We start from the raw sequence: 25,597 nt of genomic DNA, 5'->3' as shown, positions 1-25,597 counted from the left end.
CTCGATTGGGCTAACTACAATCAAACTGTTCAGATAACCCAGTCGGAGTCACCCATCATGCGTCTCAAATATGCTGTCGCAACCCTTGCTGTGCTTTCCCTCCCTGTCGGCTCAGCCATGGCCGACAGTTTCTGGCGCAACGTCATCTCATCGGGCGCCACTACCGGCTCGACGTACCTGACCTTCAAGGACCACAAGCTGGTGGTCGCCGCCCAGGATGACGCAGGCAGCTTTGTTGCCAGCGACGGCGGCATCCGCGGCCCTTACCTGGAAGCTGCCATGCAGAAAGTGCGCGCTGACAACCCTGGCCTCAAGGCCACAGATATGGAGTTGGCCAACGCCATCCTCGCGAAAAACGCTGTTACCGAGTAACCGCGCCCGATAAAAAATGCCGCTTTCCCAAGCGGCATTTTTTTGTCCATAACATGACGATTCGTTCACGCATGACAGGCTATATTCAGTCAAACCGTGCAACCATGCGGTACTGATACGTCTTTTACTCATCGCCTATCTGAAACGGATGCCTTCGTCGTTATGAGCCAACAGCCCTTTCTGCCGTTTTCCAAACCTACCATTGATGAAGCCACCATCTCGGCGGTCGGCGACGTCCTGCGCTCAGGCTGGATCACCAGCGGGCCAAAAGTACAGGCGTTCGAAGCACAACTGTCGGAATACTTTGGCGGCCGTCCGGTACGGACTTTCAACTCCGGCACCTGCACCATGGAGATTGCCCTGCGCATCGCCGGGATCGGCCCTGGTGACGAAGTCATCACCACCCCTATCTCTTGGGTCGCCACCGCCAACGTCATTCTGGAAGTGGGCGCCACGCCGGTATTTGCCGATATCGACCCGGTCACCCGCAACATCGACCTGGCCCAGGTAGAAGCAGCGATCACCCCACGTACCAAGGCGATCATCCCGGTCTACCTGGCCGGCCTGCCCCTGGATATGCCGATGCTGTATGCACTGGCCAACAAGTACAACCTGCGTATCGTCGAAGACGCCGCCCAGGCCTTGGGTTCCAGCTGGGATGGCGAACGTATCGGTGCAACCGGTGACTTCGTGTCGTTCAGCTTCCAGGCGAACAAGAACATCACCTCTTCCGAGGGCGGTTGCCTGGTGTTGAACAATGCCGAGGAAGCCCGTCTGGCAGAAAAATATCGTCTGCAGGGCGTTACCCGTACCGGTTTTGACGGGCTGGACGTGGATGTGTTGGGCGGCAAGTTCAACATGACCGACATCGCCGCCGCCATCGGCCTGGGGCAATTTGCCCATATCGAGAAGATCACTGCCCATCGCCAGAATCTGGCACGGCACTACTTCAAGTGCTTCGGCAGTGACTTTGAAGAGACATACGGCGCGCAACTGCCGCCAGCGGATTTCGAAAACAGCAACTGGCACCTGTTCCAGCTGGTACTGCCGGAGCGCCAGGACGGTCTGCCCGCGCGCGCGACCTTCATGGAGCAAATGCAAGCCCACGGCGTCGGCATTGGGTATCACTACCCGCCGATCCACCTGCTGAGCCTGTATCGGGCACAGGGCTTCAAGGAAGGCATGTTCCCGGTGTCGGAGCGTGTTGGGCGTTTGATCGTGTCGTTGCCGATGTTCACGGCGATGACAGAAGCGGACGTGGAACGGTCGGTCGCGGCGGTTAAAGCGGTACTGAAAGCGAGCTAAAGACAAACTGCCAGCTGTCCGCAATCAACTGTGGGAGCTGGCTTGCCTGCGATACAGGCACTGCGGTGATTCAACCACACCGCCGTGATGCTATCGCAGGCAAGCCAGCTCCCACATTGATGTGCGCGGGTCCAACGGCTCGCGGTTACTCGCCGATGGCGGCTTTGTAGCCGGCGGCATCCAGCAGTTTTTCCAGATCAGCCGAGTTGCTTGGCTTGAGCTTGAAGATCCAGGCGCCGTAAGGGTCGGAGTTCAACAGCTCAGGGCTGCCACTCAATTCCTCGTTGACGGCGATCACTTCGCCAGCAATCGGGGCGTAGATATCCGAAGCAGCCTTCACCGACTCAACCACGCCAGCCTGGCCTTCAGCTTTAAACTGGGCGCCAACTTCCGCCAGTTCAACAAACACCACATCACCCAACGCTTCCTGAGCATGGTCGGAGATACCGACGGTCACAGTGCCGTCAGCTTCCAGACGGGCCCATTCGTGACTTTCGGCAAAACGCAGGTCGGCAGGGATATCGCTCATAGTCTGTGTCCTCAAGATGAAATGTCAGCGGCCTTTGGCCTGCCGGAATAGTTAGATCAGGGTTTTGCCATGGCGCACGAAGGTCGGTTTGACCACTCGAACCGGGTACCACTTACCGCGGATTTCCACTTCGGCCCGATCGGCAGTGGCCGTCGGTACACGCGCCAGTGCAATGGATTTGCTCAGCGTAGGAGAGAAACTACCACTGGTGATCTCTCCTTCGCCAACATTGGCGATACGAACCACTTGGTGAGCACGTAAAACCCCACGCTCCTCCAGCACCAGACCGACCAATTTGTAGCGCACACCGCCTGCTTTTTCCGCCTCGAGGGCGGCACGGCCGATGAATTGGCGGTCGGCAGGCTCCCAGGCAATACTCCAGGCCATATTGGCCGCCAGGGGCGAAACCGCCTGGTGAATATCCTGGCCATACAGATTCATGCCGGCCTCCAGGCGCAGGGTATCGCGGGCGCCAAGGCCAATGGGTGAAATGCCGGCGCCGACCAGGTCATTGAAAAAACCCGGAGCCTGAGCGGCAGGCAGGACAATTTCCAAGCCATCTTCACCGGTGTAACCCGTACGCGCGATAAACCAATCGCCGTCGACCTGGCCTTCAAACGGCTTGAGCTGATGGATCAGCGTGCCGCGAGACTGGGTGACCAATTCGGCGATTTTCTGCCGGGCATGCGGCCCTTGAATGGCAAGCATCGCCAACTCGGACCGCTCATGCAGTTGCACCGCGTAGCTGCCCAACTGTGCCTGCATCCAGGCCATATCCTGATCACGGGTGGCTGCGTTGACCACCAACCGGTAGCCCGTCTCGGTGCGGTAGACGATCATGTCGTCCACTACGCCGCCTTGCTCATTGAGCATGGCGCTGTAAAGCGCACGGCCGCAGCCATGCAAACGATCGACATCATTGGCCAGCAGGTGCTGGAGCCATTCCTTGGCCTGAAGGCCTGTGACATCAATCACGGTCATATGAGATACATCGAACACCCCGCAGTCGCGTCGCACCTGATGGTGTTCTTCAACTTGCGAGCCGTAATGCAGAGGCATATCCCAACCGCCAAAATCGACCATTTTCGCGCCGAGGGCGAGATGCAGGTCATACAGAGGCGTACGCTGTCCCATGGGTTTCTCCTTCCGGGCTTGGCGAAGATGCGCAGAGTTGCCATTTGCGCTGAACACCTTGTATTACCAGGCCTGCAGCGACATTTAGCGACTCGCCCCGAAAGACGGAGCGCACCGAATGCCGCGCATTGTAGCCGCAAGCCGTAGGACTGGCACCTAACCGATTTGTCGTGCAGAGCGTCGGATCAGGCCGATCACCGGCAACAGGCCCACCAACACCAGTGTCAGCGCCGGCAACGACGCCCGCGCCCATTCCCCTTCACTGGTCATTTCAAAGATCCGTACCGCCAGCGTGTCCCAGCCAAACGGGCGCATCAGCAGGGTCGCCGGCATTTCCTTGAGCACATCGACGAACACCAGCAGCGCCGCGCTCAATGTCCCCGGCAGCAATAGCGGCAGATACACTTTGCAAAACAGTCGTGGCCCACTGACGCCGAGGCTGCGCGCCGCTTCCGGTAAAGACGGTCGGATTCGCGCCAGGCTGTTTTCCAGCGGCCCATAGGCCACCGCCAGAAAACGCACCAGATACGCCAGGACCAGCGCCGACAGGCTGCCAAGCAACAAAGGCTTGCCAGCGCCGCCGAGCCAACCTGACAACGGCACTACCAGCTCACGGTCCAGGTAGCTGAACGCCAGCATGATCGACACCGCCAGTACCGAGCCCGGCAAGGCATAGCCGACGTTGGCCAAGCTGATTCCGGAGCGAATCGCGCGCGTAGGCGCCAGGCGATTGGCAAAGGCCAATATCAACGCAACGCTGACCGTGATCAGGGCAGCGATACCGCCCAGGTAGAGGGTGTGAACGATCAAGCCGGTATAACGCTCATCCAGATCGAACCGACCGCGCTGCCAGAACCAGGCGACCAGTTGCAGCATCGGGATAACAAAGGCACAGGCAAACACCAAACCACACCAAGCACTGGCCGCGGCGGCCTTTAACCCGCGCAGGTGATACAGCGCCTTGCCGCGCGGCCGCTCATTGCCCGCGCGGCTGGCACCTCGGGCACGTCGTTCGCCGTACAACACCAGCATGACCACCAGCAGCAACAGGCTGGCGAGTTGGGCAGCGCTGGAAAGGCTGAAAAAGCCGTACCACGTTTTGTAGATAGCGGTGGTAAAGGTGTCGAAATTGAATACCGAGACTGCGCCGAAATCTGCCAGGGTCTCCATCAACGCCAACGCTACGCCAGCACCAATCGCCGGGCGCGCCATGGGCAACGCGACGTGCCAGAACGCTTGCCAGGGTGACTGGCCAAGCACGCGCGCCGCCTCCATCAGGCCTTTGCCCTGAGCCAAAAACGCGGTGCGCGCCAGAAGATAGACATAGGGGTAGAACACCAGCACCAACACGATGATCACACCGCCAGTGGAACGCACGCGCGGCAGACGCAGACCGCTGCCCCACCATTCGCGCAGCAGGGTTTGTACCGGGCCTGCGAAATCGAGCAGGCCGACAAACACAAAGGCCAGCACGTAGGCGGGAATAGCGAAGGGCAACATCAGCGCCCAGTCGAGCCAGCGCCGCCCGGGAAATTCGCAGAGGCTGGTCAGCCAGGCCAGGCTCACGCCCAGCAGCGTCACACCGACACCGACGCCCAACACCAGGGTCAGCGTGTTGCCCAGCAGACGTGGCATCTGCGTGTCCCACAGGTGCGCCCAGATCTGTGTGTCGATGCTCTGCCAGGACAGCAACAGCACGCTCAGCGGCAGCAGTACCAGAGCGGCGACGGTGAAGACCGGCAGGTACCAGCGGCGTTGGGCGGGGTGGGCCAATGAAAAATTCTCAGAATGTCAGTTGTCTTGAAAACACCACCAACCCATGCAGGAACGGGCGTGCTCGCGAAAGAGGTGTATCAGTCACACATGTATCGACTGACACGACGCCTTCGCGAGCACACCCGCTCCCACATGTTGATCAGCGGCGTTCTAAAATTTTAGTTCCAGCCGGCGCGGTCCATCAGGCGAATGGCCTCAGCCTGGCGCTTGCCTGCCACCTCCACCGGCAAGGTATCGGCGATGAACTTGCCCCAGGTCGCTACTTCCGCTGATGGCGGCACGGCGGGGTTAGCCGGGAACTCCTGGTTCACATCGGCAAAAATCTTCTGCGCCTCAGCCGTAGTCATCCACTCCACCAGGGCCTTGGCAGCCTCCGGGTGCGGTGCGTGCTTGGTCAGGCCAATGCCCGACAGGTTCACGTGTACGCCACGGTCGCCCTGGTTCGGCCAGAACAGCTTCACCGCCAGGTCCGGCTTCTGCTTGTGCAGGCGACCATAGTAGTAGGTGTTGACGATACCCACGTCGCACTGCCCGGCGTTAATGGCTTCGAGCACTGCGATGTCATCGGAGAACACGTCGGTGGACAGGTTGTTGACCCAGCCTTTGACGATTTCTTCAGTCTTGGCCGCGCCATGGGTTTCGATCAGGGTGGCCGTCAGCGACTGGTTGTAGACCTTTTTCGCTGTGCGCAGGCACAGTCGACCTTCCCACTGCTTGTCGGCCAGGGCTTCATAGGTGGTCAAGTCGCCCGGTTTTACGCGGTCAGTGGAATAGGCGATGGTCCGCGCACGCAGGCTAAGGCCAGTCCATGCGTGGCTGGAGGCGCGGTATTGCAGGGGAATGTTCTTGTCGATCACCGCAGAGGTGAACGGTTGCAGGATGCCCATTTGCTCGGCCTGCCAGAGGTTGCCGGCGTCGACGGTCAGCAGCAGGTCAGCGGTGGCGTTTTCGCCTTCGGCCTTGATCCGCTGCATCAGCGGGGCTTCCTTGTCGGTGATGAACTTCACCTGCACCCCGGTTTTCTGGGTGTAGGCGTCGAACACCGGCTTGATCAGTTCGTCGATACGCGAGGAGTAGACCACGACTTCGTCGGCCGCCTGCACGGTGGTGCTGCCGATAAGGGTGAGTGCCAGGGCAGTCAGGAGGCGCTTGGGTGCCAACATGGGTGCGGTCTCTCATTTGCAAAAAGAAGGCAAATGATAAGGACTCACATTTGGTAGCGCTCGGTGGAGGCGTTACCAGATGTTGCATGGCCGGATTGGCGCGAGCGCTGATGGCCTCATCGCGGGCAAGCCCGGCTCCCACAGCGACTGCATTTCAAGTCAGGGCTTGGCCAGCTCCGGCAGATCGCCCGTCAACCCCAGGGCCTGACGTACAAAAACCGCTTTGGCTTCGGGCATCTGGTCGACCATTTTCAACCCGGCGTTGCGCAGCCAGCGTAAAGGCAGTTGATCGGCCTGGAACAACCGCTCAAAACCTTCCATCGCCGCCATCAGCGCCAGGTTGTGCGGCATGCGCCGGCGCTCATAGCGGCTCAGCACCTTCACATCGGCCAGGCGCTCGCCGCGCTCGGTGGCCGCCAACAACACTTCGGCCAGCACTGCTGCATCGAGAAACCCCAGGTTCACGCCTTGCCCCGCCAACGGGTGGATCACATGCGCGGCATCGCCGATCAACGCCAGGCCTTCGGCCACATAGCGCTTGGCGTGGCGTTGACGCAAGGGCACACAAACGCGCGGGTCGGCGCTGATCACTGTGCCGAGCCGCCCTTCAAAGGCGCGCTCCAGTTCACGGCAAAAGCTGTCGTCATCCAGCGCCATCAAGCGTTCGGATTCCGCCGGGGTGGTCGACCAGACGATCGAACACCAATCCTCTTGCCCCTCCCGTACCAGCGGTAAAAATGCCAGCGGGCCGCTATCGGTGAAGCGTTGCCATGCCGTGCGCTGGTGAGCCTGGCTGCTGCGCACGCTGGTGACGATGGCGTTATGCAGGTAATCCCACTCGCGCGTCGCGGTGCCGGTCAGGCGGCGCACAGCGGAGTTGGCACCGTCGGCGGCAACCACCAGCGGTGCACGCAATTTGCGGCCGTCGGCCAAGGTCAGCAGCCAGTCATCACCGGAGCGACGCATCTGTTCCAGGCGCGCATTGGCCAGCAAGCCCAAGTCGCAATCGTGCAGGCGGTCCAGCAACGCGTCCTGAACCACGCGGTTCTCGACGATATGCCCCAGCACTTCGGCGTGCACGCTGGCCGCTGAAAAGTGGATTTGCCCCGTGCCGCTGCCGTCCCACACCTGCATCTCGCCATAGGGGCTGGCGCGCCGCGACACAATGCCGTCCCACACGCCCAGGCGCTCGAGGATGCGCTGGCTGGCGGCCGACAAGGCACTCACGCGGGGCTCGAAGGCTGCGTCCTGATCGAACGGCTTGACGCTCAGCGGGCTGCCATCGAGCAGCAGCACTTGCAGGCCACTGCCCTGCAACGCCAGCGCCAAGGCGCTCCCGACCATTCCGGCCCCGACAATCAGCACATCTGCGCGCATGTCCATGCTTTAAGCCTGTCTCGCTGGCGGCTTGCGCCGCACGTAAAGGGTTTTGTCGACCCGCGCCACCAGGGTGCCGGAGCCGTCATGAATCTGCACCTGAAGCTGGGGCAAGTACTTCTCACCCCCTTCAGTCTGTCGACGAATCTCGTCCAGCAAGGCGTCGTCGATGGAAAATTCGGCGTACACCGGGCCTTTGCCCGGCGAGATGAAATCGATGCTCGCAGCCTTGTCCCAGACGATGTAGTCGCGGCCCAGGTTCTCCATCAACAGCAACATGTAGAACGGATCGACCATCGAATACAAGCTGCCGCCAAATTGCGTGCCGACGTAATTACGGTTGTACCAGCCCAGCCCCATGCGCACTTTGACATGACGAAAGTCAGCGCTCATGTGCTGCACGCTGATCCCCGCCCCGAGATAGGGCGGATAAAGGGTCATGACCCAACGCAACAGCCGCGCTTTACCCAACCGTTGGACCAACCACTTACGCATCGGGGCGCGTACCCAAGCCCATGGCCTGACGGGCGAACCAGCGTTTGGCCGGCGGGAGCAGGTCCAGGCCCAGCAGGCCCATATTGCGCCCCATGGCCACCAAGGGTTGAGCGCTGCCAAACAGGCGCGTGACTTGATCGGAAAACCCCACCGTGAGCTTCTGATCCAGGTGCTGGCGCTCGCGATAACGCTGCAACGTCGCCAGGTCACCCGGCACCGCCGGCCCAGCCAGCAAGGCTTCGGCCAAGGCATTCGCATCGCGCAGGGACAGGTTGAAACCCTGCCCGGCAATCGGGTGCAGGCTGTGAGCCGCATTGCCGAGGACCGCCAGGTGAGAGCGGACTTGTTCTTCCGCCTCCACCAGAGTCAGCGGGTACAAATGACGGGCGCCCACTTGCTTCAGGGTGCCCAGGCGGTAGCCGAACACGCCCTGCAATTCGCTCAAGAAACTGCGTTCATCAAGGTTGGCCAGGCGCTGTGCGTCCATGCCGATGCGGGTCCAGACCAGCGCGCAACGATTGTCCGGCAGCGGCAGCAAGGCCATCGGGCCTTCATCGGTGAAGCGCTCGAAGGCTTCGCCGTTGTGCGCGTCGCTTGGGGTGATGTTGGCGATCAGCGCACTCTGGTTGTACGGGCGTGTTTTTACACCGATGCCTAATTGCTCGCGCAGACCGGAGCGGCCCCCATCGGCCAGCACCGCAAGGTCGCACTCCAATACGGTTTCATCATTGAGGGTCAGGCGATAGCCATCGGGCAGCGGCTCCATGCGCGTGACTTCGGCCGGGCAGCGCCAGCTCACCACTTCTTTGTCCAAACCTTGCCACAGGCATTGGCCGAGCCAGGCGTTTTCCACCACATAACCGAGGGCAGGCACGCCCTCCTCCATCGCGGATAACCGCGCAGTGGAGAAACGCCCACGGTCCGACACATGAATCTGCTTGATCGGCTCGGCGCGGCGGGAGATGGCTTGCCACAGGCCCAAGCGCTGATAAATCTGACGAGCGCCGTAAGACAACGCCGAGGAACGCGCATCGTAGCTCGGCTGATACGTGTCACCCGGCGCAAACGGTTCGATCAGCACGATGTTCCAACCCCGCGCCTTGGCGCCCGCTTGCAACGCCAGCGCCAGGCTCGCACCCACCAGGCCGCCGCCGATGATCGCCAGGTTAACGCGGCTCATCGGGCAGCCGCCATCAGCGCTTCGATCTCGACAACCGTCTTGGGCACGCCGCCGGTCAGGATTTCACAGCCTTGCTTGGTCACCACCACGTCGTCCTCGATGCGCACGCCAATGCCACGCCATTTCTTTGCCACACTCTGGTTGTCCGGCGATATATAGATGCCGGGTTCCACGGTCAACGCCATGCCGACTTCCAACACGCGCCATTCGCCACCGACCTTGTACTCGCCCACATCGTGTACATCCATGCCCAACCAGTGTCCGGCACGGTGCATATAGAAGGTCCGGTACGCTTCGCTGGCGATCAATTCGTCGACATCGCCCTGCAACAGGCCCAGTTTCACCAGCCCGGTGGTAATGACTTTTACCGTCGCCTCATGGGCCTGGTTCCAATGTTTGTTCGGCGCAATTTCGGCAAAGGCCGCTTCCTGGGACGCCAGCACAATCTCGTAAATCGCTTTTTGCTCGGGCGAAAACGTACCGTTGACCGGCCAGGTGCGAGTGATGTCGCTGGCGTAGCAGTCAATCTCACAACCGGCGTCGATCAGCACCAGGTCGCCATCCTTGAGCACTGCGTCATTCTGCTGGTAATGCAGAATGCAGCTGTTGCGCCCGGCGGCGACGATGGAGCCATAGGCCGGCATTTTCGCGCCGCCCTTGCGAAACTCGTAATCCAGCTCGGCTTCCAGGCTGAACTCATACAACCCCGCGCGACTGGCCTGCATGGCCTTCACGTGGGCCGCACAGGAAATTCGTGCGGCCTCGCGCATCACCTTCACTTCTGCCGCCGATTTATACAGGCGCATGTCGTGAAGCAGATGATCCAGGGCAACAAATTCGTTCGGCGGCTGGGCGCCCAGGTGCGCTTTAGAGCGGATCACGTTGATCCACTCCATCACATGCCGGTCGAACTCGGCGTTGCTGCCCATGGCCGAGTAGACCCGGTCGCGGCCTTCGATCAGGCCCGGCAGGATGTCGTCGATATCGGTGATGGGGAATGCATCGTCGGCGCCAAAGTCACGAATCGCGCCTTCGGTGCCGGCACGCAGGCCGTCCCACAATTCGCGCTCGGCGTTGCGTTCGCGGCAGAACAGCACGTACTCGCCATGCTGGCGACCGGGCATCAGCACGATCACCGCTTCGGGCTCGGGAAACCCGCTCAGGTACTGGAAGTCGCTGTCCTGGCGGTAGACGTGCTCGACATCACGATTGCGAATGGCCACGGCGGCGGCCGGCAGAATCGCGATGCTGTTGGGTTCCATCTGCGCCATGAGCGCCTTGCGGCGACGGGTGTATTCCGCTTTCGGGATATGGATCATGGGCAGATGGGCTTCCTTTCTTAGTGCAGCGAAGGCTTGGGTGCAGCCGGTTCAGCGGACTTCTTGGTCTCGGTGAACAGCAGCAGCGGCGCGACGCGCAGGTATTCCATTACTTCCATATAGTCGCCTTCGCCGTCTTCGGACTCTTCCAGGGCATCTTGCACCTGGGAGATCGCCGCCAAGTCTTGCAACACTTCTTTGGCATCAGTGCTCAGTTCCAGGCCGCTGGCGTTCACGCCGAAACCGTGGAGGAAACCCTGGCACCATTGGCCCAGTGCGGCAGCGCGCTCGGTAAGCGGTGCGTCGTCGGTCGGCAGCAGCAGGACCACGGTGACGTCATCACCGGTCAGCTCGCCTTTGACCATCTCTTGCAGGCCAATCAGCGCGTTACGCACGTTCTCGGTCGGTTCGGTTTCCAGCAGCTCGGCCACATCAGCCAGCCAGTTGTCGGCATCGAAGCCAACACCCGTGCAGCTGCGGCCCAACAACACGCCGTGCAGTTCGGCAGGCGAGCAAGGATGACCGCTGGAGCTCAGCAGTTTGGAAAAAGCGTCGTACGGGGAGTTCTGAATAGGCATGGTGAGCTAGGCGCCAGACGGCGCAATGTCTAGAATGAAGCGCTGTATCCTAGCACCGGCAGACGTACCAAGACTATCAAGGGCGTCAGATCGTTTATCCTGCAGTTGCCATTCATCAGACAAATCCAGTGGAACCCAATGGAAGACACCGACCTGCAAGCGCTGATGGCCAGACTCGAATTGCTAATTGATCGGGTCGAGCAACTTAAGAGTCAAAACGGACTCCTATTAGCTCAGGAAAAGACCTGGCGCGAGGAACGCGCTCACCTCATTGAAAAAAACGAAATCGCCCGGCGTAAGGTCGAATCGATGATTTCGCGCCTGAAGGCCCTGGAGCAAGACTCATGAGTTCAAGCAATAGCGTTACCGTGCAGATCCTCGACAAAGAATATTCGATCATCTGCCCCCAGGAAGAACGCAGCAACCTGGTGAGTGCTGCCCGCTACCTGGATGGCAAAATGCGTGAAATCCGCAGCAGCGGCAAAGTCATCGGTGCCGACCGCATCGCCGTGATGGCCGCGCTGAACATCACCCACGATCTGCTGCATAAGCAGGAACGGCCTGACGTTCAGGCCAGCGGCTCAACGCGCGAGCAAGTGCGTGACCTGCTGGAACGCGTGGATCTGGTGCTTTCCACTGATTCGGACGCACCCAAGGGCTGATTGCCAACGCTGTTTAAGGTATACTCGCCCCACTCCCTGGCGTGTTTGCCAGTCGGCGATGTCCCTGAGCCGATTCGCACTACCCTGGAAGTTGCACGTTGGGCTGGTGTGCATGTCCGCTAGACGGAAAGCCTTAAAGCCTACTGCATCTTCCACCTTGAACTTTCGGGTTCAAGGGCTAAGTCGACAGCGGCTCTGTCGGGGAGCCTGAATTCCCAAACTCAATGCCAGTCCCAGGACTGGCATTGTTTTATGAGCCGAAAAACCATGACCGAACCTGCGCCGCTTTCCCGCCCGCAACTTCGACGCATGTTGCGCGAGGCCCGCCGCGAGCTGACCCCGAGCGAACAGCGTAAGGCAGCCCAAGGCTTGTATCGGCAACTGGCACAGCAACCGCTGTTTCGCCGCGCCAAACATATCTCTTTGTATCTACCGACGGACGGTGAAATCGATCCGCGCTTGCTGCTGCGCGCCGCTCAGCGCCGGGGCAAGGCCACTTACCTGCCGGTGCTGAGTGCCTGGCCGCGCACCAAGATGGTATTTCAGCGTGTTCGGCCTGGGGATAAGTTGTTGCCCAACCGCTTTCGCATTCTTGAACCGCGCGTGAATGCCAATCGCCAGCGCCCGGTATGGGCACTCGATCTCGTGCTGCTGCCGCTGGTGGGCTTCGATGATGTGGGTGGGCGCCTGGGCATGGGCGGCGGGTTTTATGACCGCAGCCTGGCCTACCTCGCCAGGCGCCAAAGCTGGCGCAAGCCGACGCTGCTGGGGCTGGCCCATGAATGTCAGAAAGTCGAGCGCTTGGCGCAGGCGAGCTGGGACGTGCCACTGGCGGGCACCGTCACCGATAAGCAGTGGTATGTCGCAGAAGCGTCGCTGGAGTCAACGACGCCTTGAAAAGGTGTTAACGCTTGAACGGGTGTGGCTGCTGCTGAGCCAGTTCAACGGGCGCATCGGTCTTGTTCGACCACAAGCTCTGCGCATACCCGGTGGTCACGACGCCCAGACCAAACAAAATAACCAAAATCCATAGTAAATCCGGTTTACGTTGCATCGATTGCCCCCCTTCAGGCACCTCGTACACGATGACAACAACGTTCCAAAGTAGTCCGTTGCAGCTGCGTCAAGCTTAAAAGCGGGCATTCTGCGGTAACGTGAACCAACACGCAAACCTTGACGCCAACCGACTGTCGGTTTGTCATGGAATTGCCCGACAACTTATCCAATGCCTTTTTTTGGAGCGTAAAAATGGCCTACTGGCTGATGAAATCCGAGCCCGACGAACTCTCCATTAACGGCCTGGAAAAGCTCGGCGAAGCGCGCTGGGACGGGGTTCGTAACTACCAGGCGCGCAATTTTCTACGCGCCATGGCGGTGGGTGACGAGTTCTTCTTTTACCACTCCAGCTGCCCCGAGCCCGGCATCGCCGGTATCGGCAAAATCATCGAGGCTGCCTACCCGGACCCGACCGCACTGGAGCCGGACAGCCATTATTTCGACGCCAAGGCCAGCCCGGAAAAAAATCCATGGAGCGCGATCAACGTGGCACACGTTAAAACCTTCCCCAACGTGCTGGGCCTGGGCTACCTGAAGCAACAAACCGCCCTTGCCGAACTGCCCCTGGTGCAAAAGGGCAGCCGGCTTTCGGTCATGGCGGTCACGCCTGAGCAGTGGGCCGCAATCATCCATTTGCTTTAACTGATCGATATCAAGACCCCCAGAGGGAAAACCGGTCACACTGGAACGCTAATGCCGCAGGATGCAGCCATGTCTACGAACCACCATATGTCGCGCCTTTTCGCTATTGCCCTGATCGCCCTGTTGCTGGGTGCCGGTGGCTTCGGTTACTGGCGTTCCACCCAGGACCGCCTGCCAGAAGGCTTGAGCATGGGCAATGGGCGCCTGGAATCCACCGAAGTGCAGATCGCCGCCAAGATCCCCGGGCGCCTGGCCGAGGTGCGCGTGGATGAAGGTGACAAGGTGCTCAAGGGCCAATTGCTCGCGCGCATGGACACCCGCACCCTCGAAGCCCAACGTGCCCAGGCCGAAGCCGAAGTGCTGCGCGCCAAGGAAAACTTCGCCGCCGCCGAGGCCAACGTGCAACTGCGCCAGAGTGAACAACTGCTGGCCGGCCAGGAACTCAGGCGCACCCAGGAACTGTATAAGCGCGGCTTCGCCAGCAGCCAGTTGATCGACCAGCAGCAAGCGCGTCAGAACACCGGCAACGCCGCCGTGGTTGCCGCGCAAGCTCAGGTCAATGCGGTGAAAGCCGCCATTGGCGCGGCCCAGGCCCAAGTGGCCCAGCTCACCAGCGAAATCGACGACAGCAGCCTGCGGGCGCCCATCGACGGCATCATCCAGTTACGCCTGGCCGAGCCGGGTGAAGTGCTCGGCGCGGGCGGGCGTGTGTTGTTGCTGATTGATCCCAATGATCAGTACATGAACCTGTACCTGCCCGCGTCCATCACCGGCCGCCTGACCGTCGGCAGTGACGCGCGCATCCTGCTCGACGCCCTGCCCCAGCAACCGCTGCCGGCGAAAATCAGTTTTGTCGCCGACAAATCGCAGTTCACGCCCAAGGAGGTCGAGACCCGCGACGAGCGTCAGAAGCTGGTGTTCCGCGTCAAGCTGCGCCTGACTCAACCCAGTGCCGTACCGCAAGCCAAACCGGGCATGCCCGGCGCCGGCTACGTGCGCACGGCTGATATCGACTGGCCGGCCAACCTGAAATGACCGCCCTGGCGCTGCACGCCACGGGGATCAACCACCGTTACGGCAAGCAACAGGCACTCATCGACATCGCCTTCAGCTTGCCGGCCGGCACCCGCTGCGGCTTGATCGGCCCGGATGGCGCGGGCAAGTCCAGCCTGCTGGGGTTGATCGCCGGGGTTAAAAAGCTTCAGGCGGGGCAACTGGAAGTGCTCGGTGGCTCTATCGAAGACCGCCGCCACCGCAACAGCCTGTACCCACGCATCGCCTTCATGCCCCAAGGCCTGGGCGGCAACTTGTATCCCGAGCTATCCATCAGCGAAAACATCCGCTTCTTCGCCACGCTGTTCGGCCTGTCGAAAGCCGATTGCGAGCAGCGCATGCACAACCTGCTGCTGGCCACTGACCTCGCACGCTTCGCCGAGCGCCCGGCCGGCAAGCTGTCCGGTGGCATGAAGCAGAAACTTGGCCTGTGCTGCGCGCTGATCCACGACCCGGACCTGCTGATCCTCGACGAGCCCACCACCGGCGTCGACCCGCTGTCGCGTCGACGCTTCTGGGAACTGGTCGAAACCGTACGCCACGAACGCCCGCAGCTCACGCTGCTGGTGGCCACGGCCTACATGGAAGAGGCCGAACAGTTCGAACATTGCCTGATGCTGGATCGCGGCAAACTGATCGCCGACGGCTTGAGCCGCGAGCTGGCGGCCGCCACACCCAGCGGCAAACTGGACGAGGCCTTCACCCACTTCCAGGGCGACAGCGCCCACAACAATCAACCGCTGGTGATTCCACCGCGTGAAAGCGGCAACACTGATATCGCTATCGAAGCCCACGACCTGACGCTGCGCTTTGGTGATTTCACGGCGGTGGATAAGGTCAGCTTTGCCATCGGCCGGGGCGAGATTTTCGGCTTCCTCGGCTCTAACGGCTGCGGCAAAACCACCACCATGAAAGTCCTCACCGGGCTGATGCCGGCCACCGAGGGCAGCGCCACGCTGCTCGGCAACCCGGTGAATGCCAAGGACCTCGCGACCCGTAAGCGCGTGGGTTTCATGTCGCAAAGTTTCTCGCTGTACGGCGAACTCAGCGTGCGCCAGAACCTGGTGCTGCATGCGCAACTGTTCGATTTGCCCAAGGCCGACAGCGGCCCGCGAATAGATGAGTTGATTCAGCGTTTCGATCTGGGCGACGTGGCCGAGCAGCCGTCAGGCGAGCTGCCCCTTGGCCTGCGTCAGCGCCTCTCATTGGCCGTGGCCGTGTTGCATCGCCCCGAAGTGCTGATCCTTGATGAGCCCACCTCGGGCGTCGACCCGGCGGCGCGGGATGATTTCTGGCGATTGCTGATCGAGCTGTCCCGCGAACAGGGCGTGACCATTTTCCTGTCCACCCACTTCATGAACGAGGCCGAGCGCTGCGACCGCATCTCGCTGATGCACGCCGGCCGAGTACTGGCCTGCGACACACCCGCAGCCCTGCAACAACAATTCCACGGCGACACGCTGGAAGCGGCCTTCGTCACCTGCCTGCAGCAAGCCCAAGGCGAGCCCGAACCCGCCGCGCCCGCCGCGACCGTCAGCGAAACCAGCGCGCCGCCGGTCAGCAAACACGGGTTCAGCCCGGCTCGGCTGTTGGCCGTGGCCAGCCGCGAAGGCAAGGAGCTGCTGCGCGACAAAGTGCGCATGGCCTTCGCCCTGCTGGGGGCGATGTTCATGATGGTGATCTTCGGCTACGGGATTTCCCTGGATGTGGAAAACCTCGCCTTCGCCGTCTACGACCAGGACCAGACGCCGCAAAGCCGTGCCTACCTGGAAGCCTTTCGCAGCTCGCGCTACTTCGCCGAACAAGCGCCCATCCGCGACGCAAACGAACTGCACCGTCGCCTGCAGCGTTCGGAAATCAAACTGGCGCTGCAAATCCCGCCCGGTTTTGGCCGCGACCTCTACGCCGGCCGCCAACCCACCGTCGCCGCGTGGCTCGACGGCGGCATGCCGTTTCGCGCGGAAACCAGCCGTAACTACGTGGAAGCCGTGCATCAGGGCAACCTCCAGCAACTGGCCGCGCTGAGCAGCCTGCCCGTGAACACCCAAGCCGCCGCCAAGCTCGAAACGCGCTTTCGCTACAACCAGGACGTGGTCAGCGTGAATGCCATCGGCCCGGGCGTGATGGCGCTGATCCTGGCATTTATCCCCGCGATGCTCACCGCGCTGGGCATCGTGCGCGAGAAAGAGCTGGGCTCGATCACCAACTTCTACGCCACACCCCTGACCCGCCTGGAATTCCTGCTCGGCAAACAGGCGCCGTACCTGGCCGTGAGCCTCGTGAACCTCGCGCTGCTGGTGGCGATGAACCGCTGGCTGTTCGGTGTACCGTTTAAAGGCAGCGCGTTGACCCTGGCATTTGGCGGCCTGCTGTACGTGCTGGCCACCACCAGCATGGGCCTGCTGATCTCAGCGTTCACCCGCACTCAGATTGCGGCGATCCTCGGCACCATGATCATCACCAGCCTGCCGACCATCCAATTCTCCGGGCTGATCGTGCCGCGCTCGTCCCTGGACGGTGCGGCCGCAGTGATGGGCACGCTGTTCCCCGCTGGCCACTTTCTGGATATCGCCGTAGGCACCTTCACCAAAGCCCTCGACCTGCGCCAGTTGTGGCCGCAGTGCCTGGCGCTGTTCGGGTTTTTTATCGGGTTCACCGGGCTGAGTTTAATCATGCTCAAAAAGCAGGAGGCCTGATGCACAAGCTCGCTCACATCCTGCGCCTGGGGATCAAGGAACTCACCAGCCTGCGCCACGACAGCGTGCTGCTGCTGTTTCTGGCCTACGCCTTTACCGTCGCGATCTACATGCCCGCCGCCGGCTCGGTGATTGGCGTGCACAACGCCAGCGTGGCCTTTGTCGATGAAGACCACAGCGCGCTGTCCCGGCAGATGGCCGAAGCATTACTGCCACCGGAATTTCAACCACCCGCGCCGCTGGCCTATGACCAACTGGATAAGGTCATGGACAGCGGCGAGTACACCTTCGTGATCAACGTGCCGGCAAATTTCCAGGCCGACCTGTTGGCCGGGCGTCAGCCGGGCGTGCAGGTGAACGTCGATGCCACGGCGATGAGCCAGGCGTTCATGGGGGCCGGCTACATCGGCAGGATTTTCCAGCGTGAGTTGCTCAGCTACAGCGGCCAGGCCGAGTCCAGCCAGACGTTACCCGCGCAGCTGACCACCCGGGCGCTGTTCAACACCAACCTGGAAGGCGGTTGGTTCCTGGCGGTAATCCAGATCGTCAACAACATCACCATCCTGGCCATCGTGCTGACCGGCACCGCACTGCTGCGCGAGCGCGAGCACGGCACGCTCGACCATTTATTGGTACTGCCCCTGACCGCACTGGAAATCATGCTGGCGAAAATCTGGAGCAACATGCTGGTGGTGGTGCTGTGCACGTGGCTGTCTCTGGAGCTGGTGGTCAAGGGTTTGCTCGGCGTGCCGCTGGCCGGGTCCATGAGCCTGTTCCTGTTCGTGACCGCGCTGTATCTGTTTGCGAGTACCGCACTGGGGATCTTCCTCGCCACCCTTGCTCGCTCGACGCCGCAATTCGGTTTGCTGGCGATTCCGGTGATCATCCCAATGCTGTTGCTTTCCGGTGGCAGCACGCCGCTGGACAGCATGCCCGAGTGGTTACAGTGGGTGATGCAGGGCTCACCGTCGACCCACTTTGTGAGCCTGAGCGCCGCGATTCTGTTCCGGGATGCGGGCGTGAGTGTGGTGTGGCCGGATTTGCTCGCGCTGGCGGCGATTGGCCTGGTGTTTTTTGCGGTGGCATTGGCCAGGTTTCGCAAAAGCCTGGCTTCTTAACGGTGGCGAACGGGCTTGCCCCGCGTTGGGCTGCGCAGCAGCCCCCTTCAACTTCACCACAGTGTTTCAGGTGTACCGAGGCGCATGGTTTTCGGGCGGCTTCGCCACCCAACGCGGGGCAAGCCCGCTCGCCACAAGGACCCGTTACTGGATGATCAAGTTGTTGAACAACAGGTCTTCCACCACCGGCTTGCCGGTTTCGTCGTTCATGACTTGCTGGGTTTGCTTCAGGGCTTGCTGGCGCAGTTTTTCTTTGCCTTCGACCGTACTCATCGCTTCGTTGGTCTGCTGGGTGAACAGCCCCACCAGTTGGTTACGAATCAATGGCTCGTTGGCTTTGACCGCGGCCAGGGCTTCGGGGCCGGTCACACGCAAGGCGATATCGGCCTTGAACACCTTGAGTTTTGTTGTGCCATCCAGGCCGTAGTTGCCCACGAAGGGCGGGTTCAAGCTGTAATAGCTGACCTTGGGTGCCTCGCCTTCTTTCGCTTCTTCGGCCTGGGCTGCCATCGGCAAGGTCAGGGCGAGCATCAACAGGATCCACGCTTTCACAGTTCATTCCTCAAATTCGGTTGCCGGGTAGCATAACGCTAGCAAGGCTGAGCACAAGCTTATGGCGACTTATCAGGCCCGGGCATGCTCGTTGACCCACGGGCGTACCCTCCTACACTTATCGGCCACGACGCCAAAAGGAATAGTCCGATGAAAGCTGTGCTGTGCAAAGCCTTCGGCCCCGCCGAAACCCTGGTGCTGGAAGAGATCGCCAGCCCGGCGATCAAGAAGAACGAAATCCTGTTGGACGTGCATGCGGCCGGGGTCAATTTCCCGGACACCCTGATCATCGAGGGCAAATACCAGTTCAAACCGCCCTTCCCGTTCTCGCCGGGTGGCGAAGCAGCCGGGGTGGTCAGTGAAGTCGGGGAAAAAGTCAGCCACTTGAAAGTCGGCGACCGGGTCATGGCCCTGACCGGCTGGGGCAGCTTTGCCGAGCAGGTCGCCGTGCCGGGCTACAACGTGCTGCCAATCCCGCCGAGCATGGATTTCAACACCGCCGCAGCTTTCAGCATGACCTACGGCACCTCGATGCACGCCTTGAAACAAAGGGCCAACCTGCAACCGGGCGAAACCCTGTTGGTACTCGGTGCCTCCGGTGGCGTGGGCCTGGCGGCCGTGGAAATCGGCAAAGCCATGGGCGCCCGGGTAATCGCCGCTGCCAGCAGTGCGGACAAACTGGCCGTGGCCAAGGCCGCCGGTGCGGACGAGTTGATCAACTACAGCGAAGCCAGCCTGAAGGACGAAATCAAGCGCCTGACCGACGGCAACGGTGTCGATGTGATCTACGACCCGGTCGGCGGCGATCTGTTTGACCAAGCGGTGCGTGGCATCGCCTGGAACGGCCGTCTGTTGGTGGTGGGCTTTGCCAGCGGGCGCATTCCCGAGCTGCCGGTGAACCTGGCGCTGCTCAAGGGTGCGTCCGTGGTCGGAGTGTTCTGGGGTTCGTTCGCCCAGCGCCAGCCGCAGGACAATGCGGCGAACTTCCAGCAGTTGTTCACGTGGTACGCCGAGGGCAAGTTGAAGCCGTTGGTGTCGCAGGTGTATCCGCTGGAGCAGGCTGCCCACGCGATCAACGACCTGGGGCAGCGCAAGGCGGTGGGTAAGGTCGTCGTTCAGATCCGGTAATGATTTGAAACGCGGTCAATGTGGGAGCTGGCTTGCCTGCGATTGCGGTGAGTCAGCTCCAACAAATGCAGCTGGCAGACCGCAATCGCAGGCAAGCCAGCTCCCACATTTTGATCTCCAGTGCTTCGAAGAAGCTGATTACGGCCCACACTTATCTATTCGCGACATGTTCGTAAGAGAACATGCAATCGCTCGAATTTCCTGTGTTTGCGGATAAGAGGCAATGCTATTTTCGGTAACGAAACTGTAACATTCGCATCCGCAGTCAAAACAAGAAATTTGGAGCTCTTGAATGTTTGCTTTCTTTCGTCCTGCCGCACACCAGGCGCCCCTGCCTGAAGAAAAAATAGACAGTACCTACCGACGACTGCGCTGGCAGATCTTCGCCGGTATTTTCTTCGGTTACGCCGGGTATTACCTGCTGCGCAAAAACTTCTCGCTGGCCATGCCGTACTTGATCGACGAGGGTTACACCCGGGGTGAGCTGGGCCTGGCGATGTCGGCCATTGCGATCGCCTACGGCTTGTCCAAGTTCTTGATGGGCCTGGTGTCCGACCGCTCCAACCCACGCTATTTCCTGCCCTTCGGCCTGCTGATATCGGCGGGCGTGATGTTCATTTTCGGTTTCGCACCTTGGGCAACGTCCAGCGTGACCATGATGTTCATTCTGCTGTTCATCAACGGCTGGGCTCAGGGCATGGGCTGGCCGCCAAGTGGACGCACCATGGTGCACTGGTGGTCGCAGAAAGAACGCGGCGGTGTGGTGTCGGTGTGGAACGTGGCGCACAACGTCGGCGGCGGCCTGATCGGCCCGCTGTTCCTGCTGGGCATGGCGTGGTTCAACGACTGGCACGCAGCGTTCTATGTGCCGGCGACCGTGGCATTGGCAGTGGCGGCGTTTGCCTTCATCACCATGCGCGACACCCCGCAATCGGTCGGCCTGCCGCCTATCGAGCAATACAAGAACGACTACCCGGAAGGCTACAACGCCAGCCACGAAGACGAATTCAGCGCCAAGGAAATCTTCGTCAAGTACGTGCTGCGCAACAAAATGCTCTGGTACATCGCCTTCGCCAACGTCTTCGTTTACCTGCTGCGCTACGGCGTATTGGACTGGGCGCCGACTTACCTTAAGGAAGCCAAGCACTTCGACGTGGATAAAACCTCGTGGGCGTACTTCTTCTACGAGTGGGCGGGCATTCCGGGCACGCTGCTGTGCGGCTGGATGTCGGACAAGATCTTCCGTGGCAACCGAGGCCTGACCGGCATCGTGTTCATGGCGTTGGTCACCGTGGCGACCCTGGTTTACTGGCTCAACCCGCCAGGCAACCCGATGGTCGACATGATCGCGTTGTTCTCCATCGGCTTCCTGATCTACGGCCCGGTGATGCTGATCGGCCTGCAGGCGCTGGAGTTGGCACCGAAAAAAGCGGCGGGCACCGCTGCGGGCTTCACAGGCCTGTTCGGTTATCTGGGTGGTTCGGTGGCAGCCAGTGCGGCCATGGGCTACACCGTGGACCACTTCGGCTGGGACGGTGGTTTTGTGTTGCTGGTGGGCGCATGCCTGCTGGCGATTGCGTTCCTGATCCCAACGCTGTGGCACACCAACAGCGTAAGCTCGGCGCGTTAATTCCCGCCGCAGTCTTTGGCACAACGCTTGAGCCGCGCCTCCAGGTTTTTATCTGGCATGGCGTGGCTACGCAGGGCGTTCACGGTCTGCTCGACATAATCGCGAGTGGTGCCGTAACGCCCGCAAGCGCTTTCCAACACGTGATTAAGCACGATATCGGGCAGGTTGCCGGCATAGCTGGGCAAGTGCCGCTCCAGCACAAACCCCAACGCCTGTACCTGGCTGCCATCTTCCAAGCGGCAACTGAGCCAGTGCGGCCGGTACGACGGGTAAGGCATCTCACGCTGCCACAAGGCATACAGCGAGGCCTCAAGCTGGTCTTCCGGCAAACGGTAGGCAAACCCGCTGCAAGAACCGCCGCGATCCAGGCCGAACACCAACCCCGGTGACTCCGGCGTGCCTCGATGCTCGTGTGACCACAGGTACAAGCCCCGGTGATAACCGTGAACCCGTGCACGCATGCGCTGGGTCGACGAGCATTCCGGACGCCAGATCAGCGAACCATAAGCGAATAGCCAGACCGGCCCCCCCTTATGCTTGGCCATGGTGGCCTGCATCGAACTCATTAATTGCTCGTGAGTCAGTTGCGGCCCCAGATCGAGCCGCGGAGGGTAAGCCAATTGCAACAGATCGGTTTCAATAACGGTCATGGCGGATCGCTTAGGTCTCCTGCGTGTTACCAGTTGTAAGCAACTTTACCGTAATAAAACGCGCCGCTGTAACCGTACGGCGAAAAAGTGCTATAGGCGAGGTTGCCACCGCTGCTGGCGTAGGCATTGACCTTCTCCGGGTATTTATCGGTGACGTTGTCGCCGCCCAGGGTGAAGGTCCAGCTCTTGAGCGTGTAGTCCGCCGACAGGTCCAGTACCCAGGCCGCCTTGAAGGTCTGGTCGTTGATTGTGTCCGCCTGGTAACTGGTGAATTCGCCGTAGCGCACCAGATTGCTGTGCAGTGCCCAGCGGCCATAGGTGAAATCGTTACCCAGGCTCAGCTTGTGCTGAGGAGTGGTGTCGCCGAGCAAACCGATACGCTCGCGGCGGTCCACCCGCACCAGGTTGGCGCCCAGGCTGTCGAGAATGGCCGGGTTGGCCTTCACGTCCGTCACCTTCGTGTGGTTGTAGTTGTAGCCAACCGTGCTGTTCCAGCGGATGCCATTGTCGAACGAGTAACGGTAGTTGGCCACCAGATCGACGCCGTCGGTACGGGTGTCGGTGGCGTTGGTGAAATAGCGGGCACTGGTGTAGTTGATGTTGCCGACACCGTTGGCTTGCAGGTAGGCAATGGTGGCCGGGTTGAGATTGAGGTTGGACGACAGGCTGATGCGGTCGCGGATGTCGATGCGGTACACGTCGAGTGTCACGGTCAGGTCATCGGCAGGTTCGAGCACCAGGCCAAGGCTGTAGTTACGCGACTTCTCGGCTTTCAGGTCTTCGGCGCCCAGCAAGCGGGCCACCTGGCTGTTCGCCGGGAAGGTGCCGGCCTCCTGAATGGTGCTGCCGATCAACTGTGACGAGGTGTAGGCAAAGTTCTGCTGGGCCAGGGAAGGCGCACGAAAGCCGTTGGAGATGCTGCCGCGCAAGGCCACTTGCGGGGTGAAGTCATAGCGGGCCGACAGCGAGCCGCTGACATTGGAGCCAAAGTCGCTGTAGTCCTCATGACGCACGGCGGCCGACGCGCTGAGCTTTTCGGTGAAGTTGGTTTCCAGGTCCAGGTACTGGGCCCAGTTATGCCGTGAACTGCTGCCGGCATCGGCATCACGGAAACCACCCAGGCCCGAGCTGCCGGTCTGGTAGTAGGACGCCGGGTCGCCGGCGTCGATTTCATAACCCTGGCGCAGGTATTCGCCGCCAAAAGCCACCGACACCGGGTAAGGCAGGAAGCCCACGTCGAACTCACGGGACAGGTCCAGGCTGACCTGGCGCTGATCGTTGCTCAAGGTGCCGTTGTTAAATTTGCGCGGCGTGGCCAGGCCGAGTGAGGTGTTGATGGTTTCGGTGCCCAGTTCGTACTGGTTCTTGCCGTAGTTGGCCGACAGGTCGTAATGCCAATCGTAGGCCAGCAAGCCGCGCAGACCGACCACCAAGGACGTGTCTTCCAGGTTGCCCTTGATCAGCGGCAGATAGCCATTGGGGTTCAGCGCCGGGATGTTGTTGGACGCGTTGCTCGCCCGATAGAACGCTGCTGTCTCGCCACGGCGCTTGCTGTAGCCGCCGAAGGTGTAGAACTCGGCCGCATCGTTGAAGGAATATTCGGAGTTGAACTGGAATTTGCCTTCATTGGTGGCCGGCTCGCCCTGACGGAACACGCGCTGGCCATAGGTGGTGGAACCCACGCTGCCAGGACGGAAATCGTCACCGGCGCGGTTGGTGTAGTCGTTGTCGGCACCCTCGCCCGAGACGTTGATAAAGCCGTTGTCACCCAAGGCAAACCCGGTATTGCCGCTGACGTTGCGCTGGATGCCGTCGCCCTTCTTGTACTCGCCGAACTTGGTCGAGACTGAGCCGCCGTGGTCGTCGTGCTTGAGGATCACGTTGATCACCCCGGCAATCGCGTCCGAGCCATAACGCGCCGACGCGCCATCGCGCAGCACTTCGATATGGTCGACCGCCGACAGCGGGATGGCATTCAAATCCGCCGGCGCCGAACCGCGCCCCACCGCCCCGCCCAGGTTGACGAAAGCACTGGTGTGGCGGCGTTTGCCGTTGACCAGCACCAACACCTGGTCCGGCGACAAGCCGCGCAACTGCGCCGGGCGCACCAGTTCGGCGCCATCCACCAGGCTTGGGCGCGGGAAATTGATCGACGGAATCAGGCGTGCCAACACCGCACCCAGTTCATCCGAGCCAGTGCTGCGCAGGGTATCGCCGGATATCACGTCGATGGGTGACAGCGAAGCACTGGCGGTGCGCTCTTGGGTGCGGGTGCCGGTGACGATCACGGTGTCGAGTTTTGGTGCGTCGGCGGTAACAGTTTCGCTCGCAAGCACTGGATTGAATCCCACAGCGGTCAGCAAATTGGCCGACAAAATCGCTGAGTACAGCGTGTGTTTTTGATTGCTCCCCATACCGCTCCCCTAAGAATCAACAATCAGAACTTCAATGCTCTGAGTTCGTACGATCGATCCGGCTGGCGGGCGGTGGCGGTCAGTGAGTGGTTATCGGCAGATAGTCGGTAGTCCGTTGCTTATAGCTTAATGAGATTTTCCCTACATCAGTAATACCGTAAATGAATAAGCATAGGCGCCCGAGCTTTCAGCGCAGGTTCAGGCCATGCAGGACGTTTACCGCCAAACTGACGACGTTAGCGACCCCACATTAGCCGCCTATCCGAACGACTATCGAGGTCGAACCATGAAATACTTTTATTGCGGCCTGCTGCTGTTGGCACACGCCGCCAGCGCCTTGGCCTCTGAGGCTGTCACCGAAAACGACAAAGGCTTCTGGTACGCCCAGACAAGCCTCTACACCCGGCACTTTTCACCGGACTCACAACACAATAACAATCAGGATTTGATCAACCTGGAGCGCAACGAGGCGTCAGGGCTGGTGTATGGCGGGGCGACGTTTCGCAACTCGTTCAGCCAGCGTTCGTACTACGTCTACGCCGGCAAGCGCTTCGATATTGTCGATTCGCCGTTTTACGTGAAAGTGACCGCAGGCGCACTGCAGGGCTATCGCGGCAAGTATCGGGACAAAATCCCGCTCAACCGTTACGGCGTGGCACCGGCGATCATTCCGTCTGTGGGAGTCCACTTCGGCCCGGTGACCAGCGAGCTGGTGTTGCTGGGCTTCAATGCGGCAATGCTGACGGCAGGCGTTCGTTTCTAAGAACG

General features: G+C 60.9%; 25 protein-coding genes and 1 other RNA gene. 13 read left to right on the top strand and 13 right to left on the bottom strand.

The annotated features are described in order from the left end of the window. Positions 1–57: 57 nt before the first annotated feature. A complete protein-coding gene (locus JFT85_RS17210; RefSeq protein WP_043046966.1) occupies positions 58–372 on the top strand; it encodes a DUF2388 domain-containing protein in 315 nt (104 codons plus the stop codon). Between the two features lie 162 nt (positions 373–534). Continuing rightward, positions 535–1,677 carry a DegT/DnrJ/EryC1/StrS family aminotransferase gene (locus JFT85_RS17205; RefSeq protein ID WP_053258570.1) on the top strand — a complete coding sequence of 381 codons (1,143 nt, stop codon included), beginning with the start codon at positions 535–537 and terminating at the stop codon, positions 1,675–1,677. A gap of 145 nt (positions 1,678–1,822) precedes the next feature. Here the strand turns inward: JFT85_RS17205 and gcvH are convergent, their stop codons facing one another. The 9 genes from gcvH to JFT85_RS17160 form a co-directional block, all read right to left on the bottom strand. Continuing rightward, entirely contained in the window at positions 1,823–2,206 is a 384-nt protein-coding gene (gene gcvH / locus JFT85_RS17200) for a glycine cleavage system protein GcvH (protein ID WP_053258571.1), read from the bottom strand. 51 nt (positions 2,207–2,257) lie between these two features. Next, entirely contained in the window at positions 2,258–3,340 is a 1,083-nt protein-coding gene (gene gcvT, locus JFT85_RS17195) for a glycine cleavage system aminomethyltransferase GcvT (protein WP_053258572.1), read from the bottom strand. Between the two features lie 156 nt (positions 3,341–3,496). After that, positions 3,497–5,113, bottom strand: a complete 1,617-nt coding sequence (locus JFT85_RS17190) for an ABC transporter permease (RefSeq protein ID WP_073636707.1) — start codon at positions 5,111–5,113, stop codon at positions 3,497–3,499. 161 nt (positions 5,114–5,274) lie between these two features. Then, entirely contained in the window at positions 5,275–6,279 is a 1,005-nt protein-coding gene (locus JFT85_RS17185) for an extracellular solute-binding protein (protein ID WP_053258574.1), read from the bottom strand. Between the two features lie 159 nt (positions 6,280–6,438). Next, complete coding sequence (locus JFT85_RS17180) at positions 6,439–7,656, bottom strand: 2-octaprenyl-3-methyl-6-methoxy-1,4-benzoquinol hydroxylase (protein WP_176152389.1); 1,218 nt, start codon at positions 7,654–7,656, stop codon at positions 6,439–6,441. 9 nt (positions 7,657–7,665) lie between these two features. Further along, on the bottom strand, positions 7,666–8,151 hold the full coding sequence (locus tag JFT85_RS17175) for a DUF4442 domain-containing protein (protein ID WP_053258576.1): 486 nt from the start codon (positions 8,149–8,151) through the stop codon (positions 7,666–7,668). Then, positions 8,144–9,331 carry a 2-octaprenyl-6-methoxyphenyl hydroxylase gene (gene ubiH / locus JFT85_RS17170; protein ID WP_073636705.1) on the bottom strand — a complete coding sequence of 396 codons (1,188 nt, stop codon included), beginning with the start codon at positions 9,329–9,331 and terminating at the stop codon, positions 8,144–8,146. Before ubiH ends, JFT85_RS17175 begins: the two co-directional genes overlap by 8 nt. Beyond that, complete coding sequence (gene pepP / locus JFT85_RS17165; protein WP_073636704.1) at positions 9,328–10,650, bottom strand: Xaa-Pro aminopeptidase; 1,323 nt, start codon at positions 10,648–10,650, stop codon at positions 9,328–9,330. Before pepP ends, ubiH begins: the two co-directional genes overlap by 4 nt. Positions 10,651–10,670: 20 nt before the next feature. After that, entirely contained in the window at positions 10,671–11,228 is a 558-nt protein-coding gene (locus JFT85_RS17160; RefSeq protein WP_053258579.1) for a YecA/YgfB family protein, read from the bottom strand. A gap of 138 nt (positions 11,229–11,366) precedes the next feature. Here JFT85_RS17160 and JFT85_RS17155 point away from each other — a divergent pair, with 138 nt between their 5' ends. From JFT85_RS17155 to JFT85_RS17140, 4 genes are all read left to right on the top strand, one after another. Next, the gene (locus tag JFT85_RS17155; RefSeq protein ID WP_003177365.1) at positions 11,367–11,576 is read left to right on the top strand and encodes a TIGR02449 family protein; all 210 of its coding nucleotides are present in this window, start codon (positions 11,367–11,369) and stop codon (positions 11,574–11,576) included. Next, on the top strand, positions 11,573–11,890 hold the full coding sequence (locus JFT85_RS17150) for a cell division protein ZapA (RefSeq protein ID WP_005792389.1): 318 nt from the start codon (positions 11,573–11,575) through the stop codon (positions 11,888–11,890). Before JFT85_RS17155 ends, JFT85_RS17150 begins: the two co-directional genes overlap by 4 nt. 30 nt (positions 11,891–11,920) lie before the next feature. After that, a non-coding RNA gene (gene ssrS, locus JFT85_RS17145) (6S RNA) lies at positions 11,921–12,099 on the top strand. Positions 12,100–12,157: 58 nt separating this feature from the next. Beyond that, positions 12,158–12,787 (top strand): 5-formyltetrahydrofolate cyclo-ligase, encoded by a 630-nt coding sequence (locus tag JFT85_RS17140; RefSeq protein WP_201230909.1) that lies wholly within the window; start codon positions 12,158–12,160, stop codon positions 12,785–12,787. Between the two features lie 7 nt (positions 12,788–12,794). Here JFT85_RS17140 and JFT85_RS17135 read toward each other — a convergent pair whose 3' ends face one another. Continuing rightward, positions 12,795–12,944: a hypothetical protein gene (locus tag JFT85_RS17135; RefSeq protein ID WP_096236759.1), complete on the bottom strand. Its 150-nt coding sequence runs from the start codon at positions 12,942–12,944 to the stop codon at positions 12,795–12,797. A gap of 194 nt (positions 12,945–13,138) precedes the next feature. Here JFT85_RS17135 and JFT85_RS17130 point away from each other — a divergent pair, with 194 nt between their 5' ends. From JFT85_RS17130 to JFT85_RS17115, 4 genes are all read left to right on the top strand, one after another. After that, a complete protein-coding gene (locus JFT85_RS17130) occupies positions 13,139–13,588 on the top strand; it encodes an EVE domain-containing protein (RefSeq protein WP_053258581.1) in 450 nt (149 codons plus the stop codon). Positions 13,589–13,657: 69 nt separating this feature from the next. Next, positions 13,658–14,623 carry an HlyD family secretion protein gene (locus tag JFT85_RS17125; protein ID WP_201230201.1) on the top strand — a complete coding sequence of 322 codons (966 nt, stop codon included), beginning with the start codon at positions 13,658–13,660 and terminating at the stop codon, positions 14,621–14,623. Beyond that, positions 14,620–17,337, top strand: a complete 2,718-nt coding sequence (rbbA, locus tag JFT85_RS17120; RefSeq protein ID WP_201230199.1) for a ribosome-associated ATPase/putative transporter RbbA — start codon at positions 14,620–14,622, stop codon at positions 17,335–17,337. The genes JFT85_RS17125 and rbbA overlap by 4 nt, the downstream gene beginning before the upstream one ends. Then, positions 17,337–18,455 carry an ABC transporter permease gene (locus tag JFT85_RS17115; RefSeq protein ID WP_053258583.1) on the top strand — a complete coding sequence of 373 codons (1,119 nt, stop codon included), beginning with the start codon at positions 17,337–17,339 and terminating at the stop codon, positions 18,453–18,455. The genes rbbA and JFT85_RS17115 overlap by 1 nt, the downstream gene beginning before the upstream one ends. 144 nt (positions 18,456–18,599) lie before the next feature. Here JFT85_RS17115 and JFT85_RS17110 read toward each other — a convergent pair whose 3' ends face one another. Then, positions 18,600–19,007, bottom strand: a complete 408-nt coding sequence (locus JFT85_RS17110; RefSeq protein WP_053258584.1) for a flagellar basal body-associated protein FliL — start codon at positions 19,005–19,007, stop codon at positions 18,600–18,602. Positions 19,008–19,157: 150 nt separating this feature from the next. Here JFT85_RS17110 and JFT85_RS17105 point away from each other — a divergent pair, with 150 nt between their 5' ends. Together JFT85_RS17105 and glpT are read left to right on the top strand one after the other, a co-directional pair. Then, entirely contained in the window at positions 19,158–20,135 is a 978-nt protein-coding gene (locus JFT85_RS17105; RefSeq protein ID WP_073636702.1) for an NADPH:quinone oxidoreductase family protein, read from the top strand. A gap of 292 nt (positions 20,136–20,427) precedes the next feature. Next, positions 20,428–21,765: a glycerol-3-phosphate transporter gene (gene glpT, locus JFT85_RS17100; protein WP_053258586.1), complete on the top strand. Its 1,338-nt coding sequence runs from the start codon at positions 20,428–20,430 to the stop codon at positions 21,763–21,765. Here glpT and JFT85_RS17095 read toward each other — a convergent pair. Next, positions 21,762–22,415, bottom strand: coding sequence for a gamma-glutamylcyclotransferase (locus JFT85_RS17095; protein ID WP_053258587.1), 654 nt, complete (start codon positions 22,413–22,415; stop codon positions 21,762–21,764). The two genes, glpT and JFT85_RS17095, sit on opposite strands and share 4 nt — an antisense overlap. A 26-nt stretch (positions 22,416–22,441) precedes the next feature. Beyond that, the gene (locus tag JFT85_RS17090; protein ID WP_053258588.1) at positions 22,442–24,829 is read right to left on the bottom strand and encodes a TonB-dependent receptor plug domain-containing protein; all 2,388 of its coding nucleotides are present in this window, start codon (positions 24,827–24,829) and stop codon (positions 22,442–22,444) included. Between the two features lie 286 nt (positions 24,830–25,115). On the opposite strand from JFT85_RS17090, the gene JFT85_RS17085 reads away from it, so the two are divergent. Beyond that, positions 25,116–25,592: a hypothetical protein gene (locus JFT85_RS17085; protein WP_053258589.1), complete on the top strand. Its 477-nt coding sequence runs from the start codon at positions 25,116–25,118 to the stop codon at positions 25,590–25,592. Positions 25,593–25,597: the final 5 nt, after the last annotated feature.

This window comes from Pseudomonas sp. TH04, from assembly GCF_016651355.1.
In the GTDB taxonomy this organism is placed as follows: Bacteria; Pseudomonadota; Gammaproteobacteria; order Pseudomonadales; family Pseudomonadaceae; genus Aquipseudomonas; species Aquipseudomonas fluorescens.
Note: the sequence above shows the minus strand (reverse complement) of the source record. Positions and strands in the feature narration are given on the sequence as shown.

What these genes read in the sequence shown, in the direction of transcription:
- JFT85_RS17105 (WP_073636702.1), top strand. Translation starts at nt 19,158, where the DNA reads ATGAAAGCTGTGCTGTGCAAAGCCTTCGGCCCCGCCGAAACCCTGGTG.
- JFT85_RS17185 (WP_053258574.1), bottom strand. Translation starts at nt 6,279, where the DNA reads ATGTTGGCACCCAAGCGCCTCCTGACTGCCCTGGCACTCACCCTTATC.
- JFT85_RS17095 (WP_053258587.1), bottom strand. Translation starts at nt 22,415, where the DNA reads ATGACCGTTATTGAAACCGATCTGTTGCAATTGGCTTACCCTCCGCGG.
- JFT85_RS17135 (WP_096236759.1), bottom strand. Translation starts at nt 12,944, where the DNA reads ATGCAACGTAAACCGGATTTACTATGGATTTTGGTTATTTTGTTTGGT.
- JFT85_RS17160 (WP_053258579.1), bottom strand. Translation starts at nt 11,228, where the DNA reads ATGCCTATTCAGAACTCCCCGTACGACGCTTTTTCCAAACTGCTGAGC.
- JFT85_RS17180 (WP_176152389.1), bottom strand. Translation starts at nt 7,656, where the DNA reads ATGCGCGCAGATGTGCTGATTGTCGGGGCCGGAATGGTCGGGAGCGCC.
- JFT85_RS17125 (WP_201230201.1), top strand. Translation starts at nt 13,658, where the DNA reads ATGTCTACGAACCACCATATGTCGCGCCTTTTCGCTATTGCCCTGATC.
- gcvH (WP_053258571.1), bottom strand. Translation starts at nt 2,206, where the DNA reads ATGAGCGATATCCCTGCCGACCTGCGTTTTGCCGAAAGTCACGAATGG.
- JFT85_RS17115 (WP_053258583.1), top strand. Translation starts at nt 17,337, where the DNA reads ATGCACAAGCTCGCTCACATCCTGCGCCTGGGGATCAAGGAACTCACC.
- JFT85_RS17155 (WP_003177365.1), top strand. Translation starts at nt 11,367, where the DNA reads ATGGAAGACACCGACCTGCAAGCGCTGATGGCCAGACTCGAATTGCTA.
- JFT85_RS17090 (WP_053258588.1), bottom strand. Translation starts at nt 24,829, where the DNA reads ATGGGGAGCAATCAAAAACACACGCTGTACTCAGCGATTTTGTCGGCC.
- gcvT (WP_053258572.1), bottom strand. Translation starts at nt 3,340, where the DNA reads ATGGGACAGCGTACGCCTCTGTATGACCTGCATCTCGCCCTCGGCGCG.
- JFT85_RS17175 (WP_053258576.1), bottom strand. Translation starts at nt 8,151, where the DNA reads ATGCGTAAGTGGTTGGTCCAACGGTTGGGTAAAGCGCGGCTGTTGCGT.
- pepP (WP_073636704.1), bottom strand. Translation starts at nt 10,650, where the DNA reads ATGATCCATATCCCGAAAGCGGAATACACCCGTCGCCGCAAGGCGCTC.
- JFT85_RS17205 (WP_053258570.1), top strand. Translation starts at nt 535, where the DNA reads ATGAGCCAACAGCCCTTTCTGCCGTTTTCCAAACCTACCATTGATGAA.
- JFT85_RS17140 (WP_201230909.1), top strand. Translation starts at nt 12,158, where the DNA reads ATGACCGAACCTGCGCCGCTTTCCCGCCCGCAACTTCGACGCATGTTG.
- JFT85_RS17150 (WP_005792389.1), top strand. Translation starts at nt 11,573, where the DNA reads ATGAGTTCAAGCAATAGCGTTACCGTGCAGATCCTCGACAAAGAATAT.
- rbbA (WP_201230199.1), top strand. Translation starts at nt 14,620, where the DNA reads ATGACCGCCCTGGCGCTGCACGCCACGGGGATCAACCACCGTTACGGC.
- JFT85_RS17130 (WP_053258581.1), top strand. Translation starts at nt 13,139, where the DNA reads ATGGCCTACTGGCTGATGAAATCCGAGCCCGACGAACTCTCCATTAAC.
- JFT85_RS17210 (WP_043046966.1), top strand. Translation starts at nt 58, where the DNA reads ATGCGTCTCAAATATGCTGTCGCAACCCTTGCTGTGCTTTCCCTCCCT.
- JFT85_RS17085 (WP_053258589.1), top strand. Translation starts at nt 25,116, where the DNA reads ATGAAATACTTTTATTGCGGCCTGCTGCTGTTGGCACACGCCGCCAGC.
- ubiH (WP_073636705.1), bottom strand. Translation starts at nt 9,331, where the DNA reads ATGAGCCGCGTTAACCTGGCGATCATCGGCGGCGGCCTGGTGGGTGCG.
- glpT (WP_053258586.1), top strand. Translation starts at nt 20,428, where the DNA reads ATGTTTGCTTTCTTTCGTCCTGCCGCACACCAGGCGCCCCTGCCTGAA.